The sequence below is a fragment of the Fictibacillus sp. S7 genome, from assembly GCF_004127935.1.
Lineage (GTDB): Bacteria > Bacillota > Bacilli > Bacillales > Fictibacillaceae > Fictibacillus_C > Fictibacillus_C enclensis.
On the sequence record NZ_QJKL01000001.1, the window covers coordinates 2493866 to 2508925 of the forward strand.

Here is a 15060-nt window from a genome sequence, read left to right on the forward strand (position 1 = left end):
GTAATAGTAGAAGATACAGAGGAGGGATGCCGCCTGAAAGCCGTAAAAGTATCGCTGCAGATCAAAATCCTCGGGCTGGTGCTCTTATTTGGATTCTTTTTGATCGTCCTGCTGACCGGCTATTTTAGTTATAAAGAAAGCAACCAGATTGAAGAGAATAGAGGAAGGCTGGCCCTTGAACTGGCAAAATCCCTTTCCTTCATGCCCTCGGTAATCGAGGCGTTCGATACAGATGATCCCGCTAAAACGATACAGCCCCTTGCGGAAAAAATCCGCAAGTCGACCGGCGCTGAATTTATTGTTGTAGGAAACCGGCAAGGCATCCGGTATTCCCATCCCGTGCCGTCCGAAATCGGCAAGAAAATGAAGGGCGGCGACAATAAAAGGGCTCTACAGGGAAAGTATTATGTTTCAAGAGCAAAAGGGTCACTTGGACCTTCATTAAGAGGAAAGGCTCCGATATATAACAAACAGGGCGAGATTATCGGCCTTGTATCGGTAGGTTTTTTATTGGAGGATATCAACGAACAGATTACGAACAATTTGCAAAAGGTACTAGTCGTCTCCTTTCTTGCACTTATCGTTTCGATTATCGGAAGCTTCATGTTATCCCGGAACATCCGAAAAGACACAATGGGGCTGGAGCCTTATGAGATTGCAGCTCTCTACAAGGAAAAAAATGCTGTCTACCATTCGGTAAAAGAAGGGATTCTTGCGATTAAAAAGGATGGGCGAATCACCAACATGAACCAGCCGGCAAAAAGGCTTCTCAACATTGAAGGTTCTGTCCGAAATATGAAAGTGGACGGGCTTTTTCCGTCGGATTATCTTTATGAAGTCATGCAGCACGGCAGCCCGGAGCCTGACAAGGAAATGTACTGGAAGGGCCAAACAGTGATCGTGAACTGTACGCCGCTTCGGAATGAAAGCGGTGAAATTACCGGGGTTGTAGCTTCTTTCCGTGACAAAACCGAGATCGAACAGATGGTCAATACACTTTCTGAAGTGAAACAGTATTCTGATGATCTGCGTTCACAAACCCATGAATATACAAATAAGCTTTATGTTCTGTATGGTCTTCTTCAGCTTGGAGAATATGAAGAGGCGATTGATATGATCAAAAATGAAACCACATTACTTCAGCTGCAGCATTCCGTCGTTTTCAGGCAAATACAAGATACAAAAATACAAGCCATTCTTTTGGGCAAACTCGCAAAAGCGTCCGAAAAGAAAATCCAGTTCGAAATCGCGCCAGACAGTACGCTAGAAGTGCTGCCGCAGCATATCAAACTGTCCAATTTGATTGTTATCCTCGGAAATATTATCGACAATGCCTTTGACGCTGTGTCGGGTATGGAATCTCCTGCTGTAAAGCTGTTTGTCACCGATATTGGCAGCGATATCATTTTTGAAGTCGAGGATAATGGAACAGGCATCGGAGAAAAGGAAATCCCTCAGCTTTTTAACCGGGGCTATACCTCGAAAACGGGAAGCAAGCCGCGGGGATATGGCCTGGCTAATGCTGATGAAGCAGTAAAAGAATTGAATGGGATTATCGAGGTACACAGCCAGCCGGAAAACGGCACGGTATTTACAGTGTACCTTCCAAAGAACAACCAGGGGAGCTGATGAAATTGATCAAGGCAGCCATCGCAGAAGATGATTTTCGGATTGCCGGTATTCATGAAAAGTTTTTACAGAAATTCAGCGAAATTCGCGTTGTGGGAAAGGCGCTGACCGGAGAAAATACCCTTCAATTGCTGAAGGACACAAATCCAGATTTGCTTTTACTTGATGTCTATTTGCCGGATATGCTGGGTTCCGAGCTGCTTCCTGTTATCCGTGAGCGTTTTCCCATAATCACCATTATTATGATTACCGCTGCCACCGACAAAGAAATCCTTGAGAAAGCGCTCGCCTATGGAGTAGACAATTATTTGATCAAGCCTGTCACTCAGGAACGCTTTGAAGAAGTGATTCAGAGCTTTATTAAAAAGCATGCGCTTCTGTCCGTAAACGGCCCAGTAAACCAGGATATTGTAGACCGGATTTTCGAAAAATCCAAACAGGAACAGAGCAAAAAAGGAACTGGGTACCCAAAAGGCATCGATGAAATTACACTAAAAAAGGTGAAAGCCGTGCTGGAGACGCAGCAAAGCGGCATGTCCGCCGAGGAAGTCGGAAATGCCATTGGCGCCTCAAGGATTACCGCGCGGCGTTACCTGGAATACATGTCGTCGGTCAATGAGCTAAGGACTGAAGTTGTTTATGGCATCGTCGGCCGCCCTGAGAAGAAATATTATCCTGTGTAAAGGGTGGCTGAGCAGCAGCCACCTCTTTCTTATCCTCCTTGGTGAACTTAATGTACAAAATGACACTAAAGTACGTTAATAACTTTATTTTGTAAACGTTTTCATGTCAGAAAATTTCGTTTACACTGTGGTTAGTTTACGAAAGAGGTGAAGACCGTGCTCGCATTATTAGGTTTCTTATTAATCCTTACTTTCATGTTTTTAATTATGACAAAACGTTTATCTGCCATGATCGCCCTGATGGTGATCCCAGTTATTTTTGCATTGATTGGCGGTTTCGGTAAAGATATCGGACCGATGGCTCTTCAAGGAATAAAAGATGTAGCTCCGACAGGAATCATGATTTTGTTTGCCATTCTCTTCTTCGGCATTATGATCGATGCCGGCGTATTTGATCCAATCATCTCACGAATTTTAAAAATTGCTAAAGGCGATCCGGTAAAGATTGCGATTGGTACCGCGGTTCTTGCTCTCCTGATTTCCCTTGACGGTGACGGAACCACCACTTATATGATTACGATTTCCGCCATGCTTCCGCTGTATAAGCGAATTGGCATGCGACCTCTCGTTTTGGCCGGTATTGCCGTATCTGCTTCCGGCGTTATGAACCTGCTTCCATGGGGCGGACCGACCGCCAGAGCGATGACTGCTCTGAAGCTCGAAATGTCCGACATTTTTACTCCGGTCATTCCTTCCATGATCGGCGGCGTCATCTTCGTGCTGTTCATGTCCTATGTTCTTGGTAAAAAAGAACGGAAACGAATTGGTGTGGCAGAGATTGACTACAGCACAATGGCCATGCAGGCAGCCACTGTCGATCCTGAAGTTCTTGCGCTTAAACGCCCAAAGCTTATTGTGATCAACTATGCGCTAACCATTCTTTTGCTGGTTGCCTTGATTAAAGAGCTTCTGCCAACAACTGTGCTGTTTATGGTTGGCTTTGCAATCGCTATCACACTGAACTATCCGAAGTTAAAAGATCAGAAGGAACGTGTCGCACACTATGCGGATAATGCACTGTCTGTTGTCACCATGGTGTTCGCAGCCGGTATTTTCACAGGAATTTTAACAGGAACAAAGATGGTCGATGCGATGGCCAACTCCATGATTACACATATTCCTGATGGCCTGGGATCACACTTTGCAATCATTACCGCCATTATCAGTGCACCATTTACCTTCTTCATGTCCAATGACGCGTTTTACTACGGAGTGCTTCCGCTCCTTGCCAAGGCTGCTGCTGGATATGGCATCGACCCTGCCATGATCGGACGCGCCTCCCTGATGGGCTTGCCGGTTCACCTGTTGAGTCCGCTCGTTCCATCCACGTATTTGCTTGTGGGAATGGTCGGCGAAGACTTTGGAGATCTGCAGCGCGGCTTCCTGAAATGGGCGTGCGGATCCACCCTTGTGATGATTCTGGTGGCCATTGGGCTGTCGATCATACCATTTTAATAGGATATAAAAAGGAAAGCCCGCGGGCTTTCCTTTTTTGTTGGATTGAAGATCGGCCGTTTACCATAATATGGGTTTGGACAGTAAGTTTCCGATACTGGCTCGTATTTGGCTCAACCGCCTTTCAACTAGGCCCCTTGCCTGCCTGCTCAACCCAAAAATCAGCAAAAAACAGCTCAGTGAGCTGTTTTTTTACTAGATTCGATAATAATCTCCCCGCCAATTCGTGATTTCCTTCTTGATTTCTTTCGTGCTCCAATTGTTTTCGGCAGCTTTCGCGCTCAGTGCAGGAAGTTCTTCATCACTCGCGAATCGCAGTGCGACGATTTGCCTGGCGGACAGCCGCTGATCCAGCAGTTTGCCGGTCAGCACGTAATGCCTCAGGTTCTCTTCTGCCCGGATGGCCCGGTCCTGTGCTTTTAGCGGGTAAATCCGAACAAGAACAAAAATCATGACAAGCGATCCGGCCATCAGCAGCAGGACCACTGCCAGATTGATGTTTCTCCACTCAATCAATGCACCAATGAAGTAAGTAACCGCCGTGCCGAGCGAACCCAGTATAAAGATGGTTAGTACATAATGATACAGAGGATGCACCCTCGCATGATTTCTATAACTTTGATTCTCCATGTCAGCCTCCTAATCTGCTTATTCCCATTTAAAGGTCAGACTTGCCACAATAAAGGCACCAATGATCCAGCCGCCAAGGACCAGCGCCTCCGTACCGAGACTCATAAATGTCGCGCCTACATTCATCGTCTCCCGCAGGGCTGTTGTAAGATGGGCTATAGGAAGAATATGAACGATCGGCTGGAGAAATTCCGGCATGTTTTTAATTGGGAAAAAGACCCCGCCCAAAAACAGCATCGGAAACGACAGAAAGCCTGCGATCGGACCGGCGCTTTCCGGTGTTTTTGCGATACCGGCAATAATGAATCCAATCGCCATAAATGCCAGCGTTCCAAGGATAACAAAGCTCACAAGGGTCAGCCAGGAACCTCTGACTTCGACGTCGAACACGAGACGGGCGACCATCAGGACAATCAGCGCCTGCAGTCCGTTCAGCATAAGACGTGCAGTAATCTGAGCCGCAATAAAGGTGTGGGCCTTCAGTGTGGTTCCCTGCATCCTCCGCAAAATGCCCCGTTCACGCCATGAGGCAATCTGGCCTGCCACTCCGTTCATGTTGTTGCTCAGGATCATCATCGCCACGATCCCTGGAACGAGAAAATCGATATAACGAAGATTGAGCGCCTCTACGCCTTTTGGATTAATCACGACGGCTGGCTTATAATCTGCCTTTTGTTTGCTTACCGCATCCACTGCATTGTAAACGAGCTGCTGGCCAATCTGGGAAACGGCCATGTCGGTTTCATTATAAAAAACTGGCAGTGTAAACGGTTTTTCGTTCTGTGAGGAGTTCTTCATTCTCTTTTCATAGCCCTTGGGAACCTCTACGACGAGCTGGACATCCCCCTGCTTCAGCTGGTCGAGCGCGTCTTTTTTACTGGACGTTTTCTCAAGCGAGATCGCCTCGTTTTTCTTTAAAATATCCGCAAGCTGTTTAGACTGGGGAGAGTGATCCTGGTCAACATAGCCGATCGTCACAGACATGCCGTTTCCATTTCCTAAAAAGGAGCCAAGCATAACCATCAGGAAGATCGGAAACGCAAGAGTCCAGAACAATACCTGCCGGTTGCGCAGGAAAATGCGCAGCTGGGCCAGCGTTAACTGCCAATAAGCCTTCATCCTTCTCTAAGACTCCTTCCTGTCATGTGAATAAACACGTCCTCCAATGTGGCGGTACGCGTCTGCAGATCGGTCAGCTTTAACCCTTTTTCAGAAGCCGTCTCAATCAGGCTGGTTAACGTTTCCTGAAGGTTGTCGGTGTAAAGAACCTGAACATCCTTATGTCCGCCGATTTGTGTCACCCCTTTAATCTCTTCCAAATGAAAAGGAGCACTCTCATCTACCCGGAATTCGACCGCACTGTCCGACTGAAGATTTTTCACCAGATTTTCCGGGGTATCCAGTGCAATCATCTTGCCTTGATCCATGATGGCAATACGATCACACAGGACATGCGCTTCATCCATATAGTGGGTCGTCAGCATGATCGTCTTCCCCTTTTGCTTCAGGTTCAATACAATGTCCCACAATGTCCTCCTTGCCTGCGGATCGAGACCTGTCGTTGGCTCATCCAGAAAAATGATCCACGGATCATGCACAAGAGCGAGTGCAATCGCCAGCCTCTGCTTTTGCCCTCCGGATAAGCTCTTGATCCGGCTCTTGCGTTTGTCCGTCAGGATCATGTCTTCAATCAGTTCAGGAATTGAAATGTGCTTCGGATAAAAGCTCGCATACATTTTTAATATTTCTTCAACGGTCAGGAGTTCAAACAAGGTGGTGGACTGCAGCTGCACACCGATTACCTCTTTAATGCGTTCCAGGTCTTTCCGAATGTCGAATTCCCCGATCCACGCCGTTCCCGCGTCTGGTTTTCGAAGACCAACCAGCATTTCAAGCGTGGTCGTCTTCCCCGCTCCATTTGGCCCAAGAAGGCCGAAAACTTCTCCTCTATGTACCTCAAAGTCAACACCATTTACCGCATAAAAGTCTCCATATCGCTTCACCAGATGCTCGGCTTTAATAATCGTCTCATGAGAACTCAAGGTCATCCCCCATTTCTTAACTTCCATCATAAAAAAGAGCTAGGTAACCCTTCAATAAGAGCCTAACTCATTCCTTTTTTATGACATATAAAAAAATTCCGCCTCAATGGCTGCTGTGATTTCATTTTCACCGGTTTGGATAGGCACCGGTCCCGCATGCGCCAGCATGGCTCCTTGAAAAGGCACTGGACCAGGCCGTGCACTTTTGGGTAACTCGGTTACTTTTGCCGGGTAGCGGTTGATGGTGACACCCAGATCCCTTGCGATATTCATCGCCTTTTGGTGCGCATTTTGAACGGCCAGCGTTAGCGCTTGATTATAAAAGGCATCCTGAGACGACACGATAAATTGGATAGACGAAACAGAATTGGCTCCCTGGCTTACGGCCATATTGATAACGGCACCCGTTTGCCTTATATCCCGAACGGTGACCTGAAGCTGATGATTCACTTGATAGCCTTTTAAGTGCTGCAGTCCGTTTTCATAACTATATTGCGGATCAATCCGATAGAGCGATGTCTGGATGTCTTTGGATGGAATGCCCATCGTCATCAGTCCATGAGTCACCTGGTTCATCACTTCATTGTTCTGCTTTTGCGCGGCACTGACATCTTTATTTTCAGTAATCACACCGATCGTCAGCTGCGTCTGGTCCGGCACGGCATAAGCAGTCCCTTCCCCATACACTCTGATGGTGTTTCTTGTAGCTGCATCCGGCCGCTCATAATACACCGAAATCCCTCCTATCCGCAAACTACTCCACAGTTTATGCGGCAGGAGCCGAATAATGACTACAGATGAATTATTATGCAAAATAAGAGAAGAAGAAATTCGTTGAACAAACGTCTGCTTTCCTTATAGCCCACAGGACAATCGACCCTGCTCTTTTAGCCCCAATGAGCAGGAAGTTTGAAGAAAGCAGACTCGTTTGAAATACTTTGAGGTGAGTTGTCAATCCTATAGAAAAAGGAGAGTGTATACATGAAAGTCTTTTTAGTAGGAGCAAATGGGCAGATCGGACAAAAATTGGTCAAGCTTCTCGCTGACAGTTCAGAGCATGAGGTTACAGCCATGATTCGAAATCCTGAACAAGCGGGTGACCTTGAGAAAATCGGCGCCCAAACCGCTGCCGCCAACCTTGAGGGCAGTGTGGAAGATCTCGCAGCCGCCGTTAAAGGCCATGATGCCATTATTTTCTCTGCCGGATCAGGCGGAAGCACAGGGTCAGACAAAACCTTGCTCGTCGATCTGGATGGCGCGGTGAAAGTAATGGAAGCAGCCGAACAATCAGGCGTGGAGCGTTTCGTTATGGTTAGTGCCCTTCAGGCGCATAACCGGGAAAACTGGAACGAAAAAATCAAACCTTATTACGTGGCCAAGCACTATGCAGATAAGGCATTGGAAGCAAGCAAGCTCAATTATACGATTGTACGCCCTGGCGGCCTGCTCAATGAACCGGGTACAGGAAAAGTCAAAGCGGGTGAAAACTTAGAAAGAGGTTCCATCCCGCGTGAGGATGTGGCCCAAACCATATTCACGGCATTAACCGAGGAAAACACCTTTAAACGCGGATTTGACCTGACATCTGGAGAGCAGTCCATCAGCGACGCGCTGAAAAATTTATAAATTAAGAAGGCTGACGCCCTTCATGGGAGTCAGCCTTTTTGATGACACAAAAACTAGAATAGCTTTTTCAGATAGTTGTGGAGCCCCGTATTCGCCGATTCATAGGACGGAAGCATAGAATCGATCCTTTTCTGTGACAAAACCGAAGTAAATAATCCTGTAAACACCTCTCCCTGGACCACTCTGGTCTGATCCCCCAACTCGGTGAGCTCCCAATAATGATACCCTGTCAAAATGCCAGGGACTCCGCCTGTCCAGGCCAATTTCTTTCCGGAATCAAAGTCTTTTACGCTTGCTTTAAAACGAAAAGGCAAGCCTCCTCCAACTGGTGACCGCACACATACCGACAAGGAGCTGCCTTTGTTGCACTCCCCTTTGATGGAAACGATCTGCGGATTCCACAGCGCGTGTTTTTCTGTATCCGAGATCACCTCCCATACCATGTCGACCGGGTATGGAAGCACACATTCTGTTCGTAACGATTTCATTCTGGTTCCCTTTCTCTACTCTTGTTCTGGAGGGCGTTCGCCATTTTTCAAATTCTCAATGGAGAGGCCAAAGTCTTTTTGAAGGTGGGGATAATCTTTAAACTCCCAGTCTCCTCCCCAGCTGAATCCCAAATCTTTGGCAATGGCAACCACCTCCATCCAGTCGGCTTTTCCGTTGCGGTTGCTGTCGCGCTGCATGTCCCAGACCACGTCTCCATTAGCAGTCTTTAACGCAAAGTCAATCGCCAGCCCGTAATTATGATACGATTCGCCGCCTCTGACGGTTGTTACAATATCGCCCTTATCACTGCGGCCTTTTGCATACAATTTATCCTGTTCATCAAACGTCCGGAATCCGTCGGTAATAACAATGGAAATCCCTCTAGCCTTTGCTCTTTTGATCAATTCGTCTTTATCCTTTTCTACCACCGGATGAAGCTTGGTTGGATGCGGAACATTCTTTTTCTCCTTTACATTTTCCGATTGATAATAGATAAAGAGGCACGCTCCCACCACGAGCAGAAAAAGAATCCAGCTGTTCACCGTTGATCTTCTCTTGGATGCGCTCATTCGCTACAAAAACCTCTTCCACGAGTAATAGTTTCTCTCTTATTCTATCGTACCATAACCCGGTTCATCTCTCTAAGGATTGGTAAAAAACCAAGTATTCCCGGCAATCGAAAAAACCCCCTGAAACAGGGAGTTTAGGAAAGAATTTTTTGCAGAATCCTCATAGCACGTGTGATGTTTGAGACACTCAGGTAGAGAGAATTATCTTCACCGTTATAGATGGCCTCTATCCCCACTTTTCGGTAAAGAACATTATAGATTTTACTAAAAACTCCGGGGATGCCGGCTTCAAAATTGATTTGAATTACATTTTTTTCGTAAAACGGAATATTGCCGGCTGACAGAATCCTCCGCACCATGCAGTTGTCACTCTGATTGTTGGCATCACTTGGTCCAACAACCAGAAAGACTGTATTAAACTTGTCCTTTACGAGGCTAAATGCGGTAATGTTAATCTGCTGGCTCGCGATCTTTTTCAGGATCCGGCTGACAGTGCTGTCATTCGCCGCAAATTTGAACTGCGTCCGGGTTTGAATGGTTGCCATGCTCGTCCTACCTTCTTCAAAAAAGTAATTACTAGTACTCTATTCACTAGTAAGACAAAAGAGCACGGCTGTCTCCGTTTTCAAGTTAAATATTGACAAAAGAAGAACAACGTAATAACATTACTTTACGTAAAACTTTATTTTTATGTTAACAACTGGTTTCTTCAAACATTCCAAACGGAGAGGAGAAATGATTATGCATGTTTTTGTCATTGGCGGTACCCGATTCATGGGCCCGGCGATTATTAGACGGTTCGTTGATCTTGGCCATAAGGTTACGGTATTTCACAGAGGAGAGACCGAAGCAGAACTGCCTCCTGAAGTAACACGAATGCTGGGAGACAGAAATAATCTGCCTGCCTATCGAGACAAAATTCAGGAGATCAATCCTGATGCGGTGCTTGATATGATGTGTCTCACCGAATTGCAGGCAAAAGAGCTGGTTGAAACGCTCGATGGTATTGTAAACCGGGTGATTGTGGCGAGCTCACAGGACGTATACCGGGCGTTCGGGCGGGTGAACAGAACAGAAACAGGAGAAGCTGAACCCGTTCCGATCGATGAAAACGGAGAATTGCGTCACAACCTCTATCCGCAAAGAGCGTTTGCGGAAACCGAAGAAAGACGCATGTATGACAAAATACTAGTGGAGCGGACCGTTATGGACCATCCCTGCATCGATGGTACGATCTTGAGACTGCCTGCGGTTTACGGACCAAATGACCATCAGCACCGCTGGTATTCATTTCTTAAGCCAATGAGTGAGCAAAGGCCCTATATCCTGCTGGCAAAGAGCCTGGCCGGCTGGCGCTGGACCCGCGGATATGTGGAAAATATGGCAGAGGCCATTGTCCAGTCCATCCTCAAATCAGAGGCAGCGGGCAAGATTTACAATGTTGGTGAAAAAGATGCATGGACGACCAAAGAGTGGATTGAGAAATTAGCGCCTCTTATGAATTGGAGCGGAGACGTGATTGTGCTGCCAGATGATCAGCTTCCTGAGGGTTATAGCTGGGGAATAAATACGGAACAGCATGTGATTTTCACCTCTGATAAAATACGTCGTGAATTGGGATATAAGGAAACCGTTTCGTTTGAAGAGGGATTAAAACGCACCATCGCATGGGAGCTTCAGCATCCACCCGAAAAACTGACGCTGGACTATGATGCAGAAGATGAAATCATGAAGTGGAATGCGAAAACTCAACGTTAAATATGAAAAAGCAGACGCATACCACGTCTGCTTTTTCTATTACTCTACTTATTCCCTTTTAAATTAGTAGATCGGTACCCGAACGCCCATTCAAGAATCCCTGACTCTCCTTTGCTTAGAAGGGATTAGGGAAGAGACGGACGGGATCATTTATTATCTTGGTAAAGAAAGCGCTTTAAATAAACAAAAAGTAAAACTTAGCTCTTCCCAAACTCCGCTTCCATATTATATTGGCCGAGCAACGCCTCCACTTTCAACGCTTTGCCGATGTCGCCTTTGACCTTCAATTTCCCCATCATAAATGCTGCTGTACCGTTCAGTTTTCCGAGAAGCATCTTTTTAAAGTTTGGATAAGAAATAATGATCGTGCAATCTCCGCGTTCCGTGTACTCTTCCCTTATCTCTGCTTTTCCGTCCTTTAAATGCAGCTGGAACGAATAGTCCTCATCAGGGATGTCATACTGATATACCGCTTGAACTCCCTCAATGGGACCCGGGTTATCGTTAATGACATCTTCAATCTTTTTTACCGTTTCCTTTACTGTCAAATCTTCCATTGCTTTTGCCATCATCCTGCCTCCTTATGACTTTTGCAGTGAAACTATGTTCTCAGAGTTAGCTTTGGCCTTTCTCCGGATATAAATGGTTTTCTCCACCACCGCGTGAACAAGTCCGGTTTCATCCACCACATCGACCTCATATATTCGGTCAAGACTGTGTCTGCTTTTAAGCTGCCGCTTCACATCTTCTACTTCCTCCGGGGTAATCTTAAATGTAGCGTACAGGGTACTCTTCCCGGGCTTTTTGAAGGAAATGGAGGCAGCTTTATCCCAGACAATATAGTCATCCCCGAGCAGTTTCAGAAACATGTACATATACATCGGATCCACAGCCCCATAGATGCTTCCTCCAAAAATCGTTCCCACATAGTTGCGGGTCCGCCAGTTTAAAGGAAGCTGTATCGTAATTTCCGAATAATCTTCAGCAATATAGATCACCCTTGCTCCTGTTCCTCGGTACGCAGGAAACAAATTAAAGCCATAGCGGACACATCGGGTTTTCCAGGATTCTTTCATTGCAACCTCCTACTTTATGTAAACCAATTTTTCCGGATCCTTTCTGTTTTCCTTGTAATAGGCAACCATACTAGATACGTAATCTTTAAAATCCGGACATTGGACGCCTGCTTTCGCCAGCACCTTACTGGTATTGGCAGCATCGTACTGACAGGCACACCTGAAATACTCCAGCGCTTCTTTTTCCACTTTAAAAAAGCGGCGGAAGAACGAAAAAGATAACATAAACTCCACAACTGCTGGCGGTAAGGTCCATGAGGGTGCTTTTCCGATCAGTTCCTCACAGATCATGCGGTAAAGCTTCCTGCTCTCATAAGGTGAAGGATCCGTGAGATGGAACACCTTGTTCACCGCATCATCCGACTCTGCAAGGCAGAGAGTCGCATCAATAATATAATCAAAGGGTACCACATTAAATAGCGCTTCGGACTTTCCCAGATAAGGAACAGGTACATACCGCAGCTTGTCCAAAAAACGCATGATAAAATACGGGCCATCGAACTTGATGGTCTCTCCGGTTTTGGAGTGTCCCACCACCACTCCTGGCCTGATGATGGTATAAGGCACACCATCAAGCTCCGCCACCAGCTTTTCTGCAGCAAACTTGGTCGATTCATAGTGATTTTTAAATGTCTGCGCGGCATCCAATTCATCTTCTTTAATGAGACCGGTCCTTTTCCCTGAAACGTAGGCTGTACTAAAGTAAACATACCGCGCAAGGTGCGGGAGTTCCTTTACAAAAGCATTTATATTCCGTGTACCGGTAATATTGATGTTCGCCGCAATCTGCTCCGGGACTGCCAAATCATACACCGCTGCCAGATGAAAGACATGCGTAATATGGTTTTTCAGCCAGTCGGTTTGTTCAGGGCTTAGCCGCAGTCCGGCCTTCGTAATATCACCCGTAAACAACCTGACGTTGGGCCGGTTGGCTGCCAGATCTTTTGCTTTTTCAATCTGGCTGGGATGAACAAGAAGAACAAACTCACATTCTTTGTACAGCTTCAGCATTTCTTTAAGCAGCATTGAAGCCAGAAAGCCGGGAAAGCCGGTTATGAAGCAGCCATTCATCCATCATCCCTCCCTGTTACTCGACTCCATCGTTTACAGCCTGAGGAGGAAGCTGCTTGAAAAATGGCATCTTCTGCGAACCGGTCATACGCGCGTAAGTAAACAACTGACCCTTATGATGGATTTCATGGTCAATCATGCTTTCAAGCCAGTAGCTTCCCGGAGCGGTAAATTTAAAGATGTCGATCTCTTTTTCCAGATTGGACGTTTGCAGCTCTTGAAAATCGCGCTTTGATTTTTCGGTGAATTCATCAAGGATCTCACGAACTTCATCCATGGTCTGAAACTCTCGGGGTGTGCGCGGTGACACAAACTGGCCGTTTTTTATCGTTTCGAGAAACATATCCGTAGAGCCAGCAATATGTACCGCCAAATCGCTCAGGGCAAATCCATCGCTCCATGGTTTAAAAAACACATGCTGGGGCCCAATCTCTTCCAAAAGCTCGTGCAGAACCGTCCGGTGCTTCAGCCAATGCGTATAGTATTGTTCCATTATCCATCGCTCCCATCAAAGTAATCTACTAGATAAGTTCGATACTGCAGCCTTTTCCCCTTTACGCCAAGCAAAAAATCCAGCGTGTCCGGCTGGATTTATCTGGGTGCCCGGTTAATTCCCTGTGGAAAGGAAAACACATTGTACGGGTCGTATTTTTTATTTACTTTCTTTAATCGTGGCGCATTCCACCCAAAATAGGCTTTTTCATAATGCCGTAACGGGCTGTATGGAAAATTAACAAATGATCCTTTGGTAATGGATTTAACATAGGGAAACCGTTTTTTCATCCACTGAATGTTTTCGGGTTCCAAGCCAGGATCCTCCCAGTTCGTTTGTATGCCGAGAATATAATCCGCCTGGCGGTAGAAAAACGCCGTTTCAAACGGGTTGACGTCACTAACCTTGCCGCCCAGGGCATACACCGTCAATCCGGCGAATATGGAGCCTTCCGCCCGCTTCTGAATCAGCCCCACGAGATTCCGGATTTCCCGCTCGCTGAATTTTCTGTAGACAAATCTTCCTGTGGATTTAAACCGCTCATATTCCGGATACGTGGCGTCAACGGCTCTGACGGCCTCCATGAAGGGAAGGTATCTGACGAAAAGCTGGATCTTTCCGTTGATCAGCAGCGGCTCCATCACTTTTGCCGCTTCCTCAGGCGGTCCGTAAAAAAAGCCCCGGCCGTAAATAGCCGTTCCCTCTTCCAGCGAGTTATAGAGGCTGGCATTAGCCGTCATTCTCTCGTCCAAATCCTCCAGCCAATATTGCCAGGCGTTGAGGAAGGTCTCCTGCAGCTTTGCATCCGCTTTTGGCGCATAGATTTCGACGAAAGAAACGTTTTCGACCGGTTCCGGAAGGGCAAACGTCATGGAGACGACTACACCAAAATTGCCACCGCCCGCTCCGCGGCATGCCCAGAACAAGTCCGGATTCACCTGCTGGTTTGCCTTTAATATTCTGCCCGTATAATCCACCAGCTCCAGTTCGATCAGGCTGTCACATCCGAGTCCCAGATACCGGCTGGAAAATCCCCAACCGCCGCCAAGGGTATACCCGCTGACACCGACAGTTGGACCCGTTCCCCCAGGAAAGGGGTAGCCCAGAGAACCCACAAACTCGTAAAGCTGTTCATTTTTCACGCCGCCCTGTATTTTCAGTTGTTCATTGTTGTTAAGAACAATGCCATCCATCCGGCTGATATCAATGACGATTACACCGTTGCCCACCGAATAGCCCTCATAGTGATGACCGCCTGAACGAATCCTGATCTTCACCTCATGTTTCCGGGCCCAAAGAATGGCATTCCGGACATCATCGACCGTGCTGCAATATACGATAACGAGAGGGAACTTTTGCACGGCACGGTTCCATTCCTGCCTCGTTTCTTCATATTGAGGGGAGAAGCGGGTGACCACTTCCCCCGTCAGCCCTTTCAAATTGAGTTTTTTCATAATCCTATCCTCTATCCCTGCTTAGTGGAGATAAGAACTCCCTATAATAAGGTATGCCAGGAATGGACAGACAGTCTTATTTTTT

17 protein-coding genes are annotated in these 15060 nt (G+C 46.8%); 5 read left to right on the forward strand and 12 right to left on the reverse strand.

Annotation, left to right across the window (positions count from 1 at the left end; translation table 11 throughout):
* Positions 1 to 78: 78 nt before the first annotated feature.
* From DMO16_RS12830 to DMO16_RS12840, 3 genes are all read left to right on the forward strand, one after another.
* Positions 79 to 1629 carry a sensor histidine kinase gene (locus DMO16_RS12830; RefSeq protein WP_347232833.1) on the forward strand — a complete coding sequence of 517 codons (1551 nt, stop codon included), beginning with the start codon at positions 79 to 81 and terminating at the stop codon, positions 1627 to 1629.
* Positions 1629 to 2312, forward strand: coding sequence for a response regulator (locus DMO16_RS12835; protein WP_129477843.1), 684 nt, complete (start codon positions 1629 to 1631; stop codon positions 2310 to 2312). The genes DMO16_RS12830 and DMO16_RS12835 overlap by 1 nt, the downstream gene beginning before the upstream one ends.
* Positions 2313 to 2468: 156 nt before the next feature.
* Positions 2469 to 3767 carry a CitMHS family transporter gene (locus tag DMO16_RS12840; protein WP_061974506.1) on the forward strand — a complete coding sequence of 433 codons (1299 nt, stop codon included), beginning with the start codon at positions 2469 to 2471 and terminating at the stop codon, positions 3765 to 3767.
* Positions 3768 to 3962: 195 nt separating this feature from the next.
* Here DMO16_RS12840 and DMO16_RS12845 read toward each other — a convergent pair whose 3' ends face one another.
* The 4 genes from DMO16_RS12845 to DMO16_RS12860 all read right to left on the reverse strand — a co-directional run bounded on the left by DMO16_RS12845 (position 3963) and on the right by DMO16_RS12860 (position 7171).
* Positions 3963 to 4397 (reverse strand): DUF6526 family protein, encoded by a 435-nt coding sequence (locus DMO16_RS12845; RefSeq protein ID WP_129477845.1) that lies wholly within the window; start codon positions 4395 to 4397, stop codon positions 3963 to 3965.
* An 18-nt stretch (positions 4398 to 4415) separates the two neighbouring features.
* Entirely contained in the window at positions 4416 to 5516 is a 1101-nt protein-coding gene (locus DMO16_RS12850) for an ABC transporter permease (protein WP_129477847.1), read from the reverse strand.
* Positions 5513 to 6439: an ABC transporter ATP-binding protein gene (locus tag DMO16_RS12855; RefSeq protein WP_241840560.1), complete on the reverse strand. Its 927-nt coding sequence runs from the start codon at positions 6437 to 6439 to the stop codon at positions 5513 to 5515. Before DMO16_RS12855 ends, DMO16_RS12850 begins: the two co-directional genes overlap by 4 nt.
* Positions 6440 to 6517: 78 nt before the next feature.
* Complete coding sequence (locus DMO16_RS12860; protein WP_164988914.1) at positions 6518 to 7171, reverse strand: SIMPL domain-containing protein; 654 nt, start codon at positions 7169 to 7171, stop codon at positions 6518 to 6520.
* A 249-nt stretch (positions 7172 to 7420) separates the two neighbouring features.
* Between DMO16_RS12860 and DMO16_RS12865 the strand changes: the two genes are divergently transcribed.
* On the forward strand, positions 7421 to 8065 hold the full coding sequence (locus DMO16_RS12865; RefSeq protein ID WP_061974516.1) for an SDR family oxidoreductase: 645 nt from the start codon (positions 7421 to 7423) through the stop codon (positions 8063 to 8065).
* 53 nt (positions 8066 to 8118) lie between these two features.
* On the opposite strand, the gene DMO16_RS12870 is transcribed toward DMO16_RS12865, so the two are convergent.
* The 3 genes from DMO16_RS12870 to DMO16_RS12880 form a co-directional block, all read right to left on the reverse strand.
* On the reverse strand, positions 8119 to 8553 hold the full coding sequence (locus tag DMO16_RS12870) for an SRPBCC domain-containing protein (protein ID WP_061974518.1): 435 nt from the start codon (positions 8551 to 8553) through the stop codon (positions 8119 to 8121).
* Positions 8554 to 8568: 15 nt separating this feature from the next.
* A complete protein-coding gene (locus tag DMO16_RS12875) occupies positions 8569 to 9123 on the reverse strand; it encodes a M15 family metallopeptidase (protein ID WP_129477853.1) in 555 nt (184 codons plus the stop codon).
* A 134-nt stretch (positions 9124 to 9257) separates the two neighbouring features.
* Positions 9258 to 9668: a hypothetical protein gene (locus DMO16_RS12880; protein WP_129477855.1), complete on the reverse strand. Its 411-nt coding sequence runs from the start codon at positions 9666 to 9668 to the stop codon at positions 9258 to 9260.
* A 190-nt stretch (positions 9669 to 9858) separates the two neighbouring features.
* Here DMO16_RS12880 and DMO16_RS12885 point away from each other — a divergent pair, with 190 nt between their 5' ends.
* On the forward strand, positions 9859 to 10881 hold the full coding sequence (locus DMO16_RS12885; protein ID WP_206738101.1) for an NAD-dependent epimerase/dehydratase family protein: 1023 nt from the start codon (positions 9859 to 9861) through the stop codon (positions 10879 to 10881).
* 197 nt (positions 10882 to 11078) lie between these two features.
* Here DMO16_RS12885 and DMO16_RS12890 read toward each other — a convergent pair whose 3' ends face one another.
* The 5 genes from DMO16_RS12890 to DMO16_RS12910 form a co-directional block, all read right to left on the reverse strand.
* A complete protein-coding gene (locus DMO16_RS12890; RefSeq protein ID WP_129477859.1) occupies positions 11079 to 11450 on the reverse strand; it encodes an SCP2 sterol-binding domain-containing protein in 372 nt (123 codons plus the stop codon).
* A gap of 12 nt (positions 11451 to 11462) precedes the next feature.
* Positions 11463 to 11957 (reverse strand): DUF4442 domain-containing protein, encoded by a 495-nt coding sequence (locus DMO16_RS12895; protein WP_129477862.1) that lies wholly within the window; start codon positions 11955 to 11957, stop codon positions 11463 to 11465.
* 9 nt (positions 11958 to 11966) lie between these two features.
* Entirely contained in the window at positions 11967 to 13028 is a 1062-nt protein-coding gene (locus DMO16_RS12900; RefSeq protein ID WP_129477864.1) for an SDR family oxidoreductase, read from the reverse strand.
* A 16-nt stretch (positions 13029 to 13044) separates the two neighbouring features.
* The gene (locus DMO16_RS12905; protein WP_129477866.1) at positions 13045 to 13521 is read right to left on the reverse strand and encodes a DinB family protein; all 477 of its coding nucleotides are present in this window, start codon (positions 13519 to 13521) and stop codon (positions 13045 to 13047) included.
* A gap of 98 nt (positions 13522 to 13619) precedes the next feature.
* Positions 13620 to 14975: an FAD-dependent oxidoreductase gene (locus DMO16_RS12910; protein WP_061974535.1), complete on the reverse strand. Its 1356-nt coding sequence runs from the start codon at positions 14973 to 14975 to the stop codon at positions 13620 to 13622.
* Positions 14976 to 15060 lie beyond the last annotated feature (85 nt).

Excerpts from the sequence above, each read along its gene's own strand:
- DMO16_RS12880 (WP_129477855.1), bottom strand. The coding sequence starts at position 9,668 with ATGGCAACCATTCAAACCCGGACGCAGTTCAAATTTGCGGCGAATGAC.
- DMO16_RS12865 (WP_061974516.1), top strand. The coding sequence starts at position 7,421 with ATGAAAGTCTTTTTAGTAGGAGCAAATGGGCAGATCGGACAAAAATTG.
- DMO16_RS12850 (WP_129477847.1), bottom strand. The coding sequence starts at position 5,516 with ATGAAGGCTTATTGGCAGTTAACGCTGGCCCAGCTGCGCATTTTCCTG.
- DMO16_RS12910 (WP_061974535.1), bottom strand. The coding sequence starts at position 14,975 with ATGAAAAAACTCAATTTGAAAGGGCTGACGGGGGAAGTGGTCACCCGC.
- DMO16_RS12845 (WP_129477845.1), bottom strand. The coding sequence starts at position 4,397 with ATGGAGAATCAAAGTTATAGAAATCATGCGAGGGTGCATCCTCTGTAT.
- DMO16_RS12900 (WP_129477864.1), bottom strand. The coding sequence starts at position 13,028 with ATGAATGGCTGCTTCATAACCGGCTTTCCCGGCTTTCTGGCTTCAATG.
- DMO16_RS12875 (WP_129477853.1), bottom strand. The coding sequence starts at position 9,123 with ATGAGCGCATCCAAGAGAAGATCAACGGTGAACAGCTGGATTCTTTTT.
- DMO16_RS12905 (WP_129477866.1), bottom strand. The coding sequence starts at position 13,521 with ATGGAACAATACTATACGCATTGGCTGAAGCACCGGACGGTTCTGCAC.
- DMO16_RS12890 (WP_129477859.1), bottom strand. The coding sequence starts at position 11,450 with ATGGCAAAAGCAATGGAAGATTTGACAGTAAAGGAAACGGTAAAAAAG.
- DMO16_RS12870 (WP_061974518.1), bottom strand. The coding sequence starts at position 8,553 with ATGAAATCGTTACGAACAGAATGTGTGCTTCCATACCCGGTCGACATG.
- DMO16_RS12895 (WP_129477862.1), bottom strand. The coding sequence starts at position 11,957 with ATGAAAGAATCCTGGAAAACCCGATGTGTCCGCTATGGCTTTAATTTG.
- DMO16_RS12885 (WP_206738101.1), top strand. The coding sequence starts at position 9,859 with ATGATTATGCATGTTTTTGTCATTGGCGGTACCCGATTCATGGGCCCG.
- DMO16_RS12835 (WP_129477843.1), top strand. The coding sequence starts at position 1,629 with ATGAAATTGATCAAGGCAGCCATCGCAGAAGATGATTTTCGGATTGCC.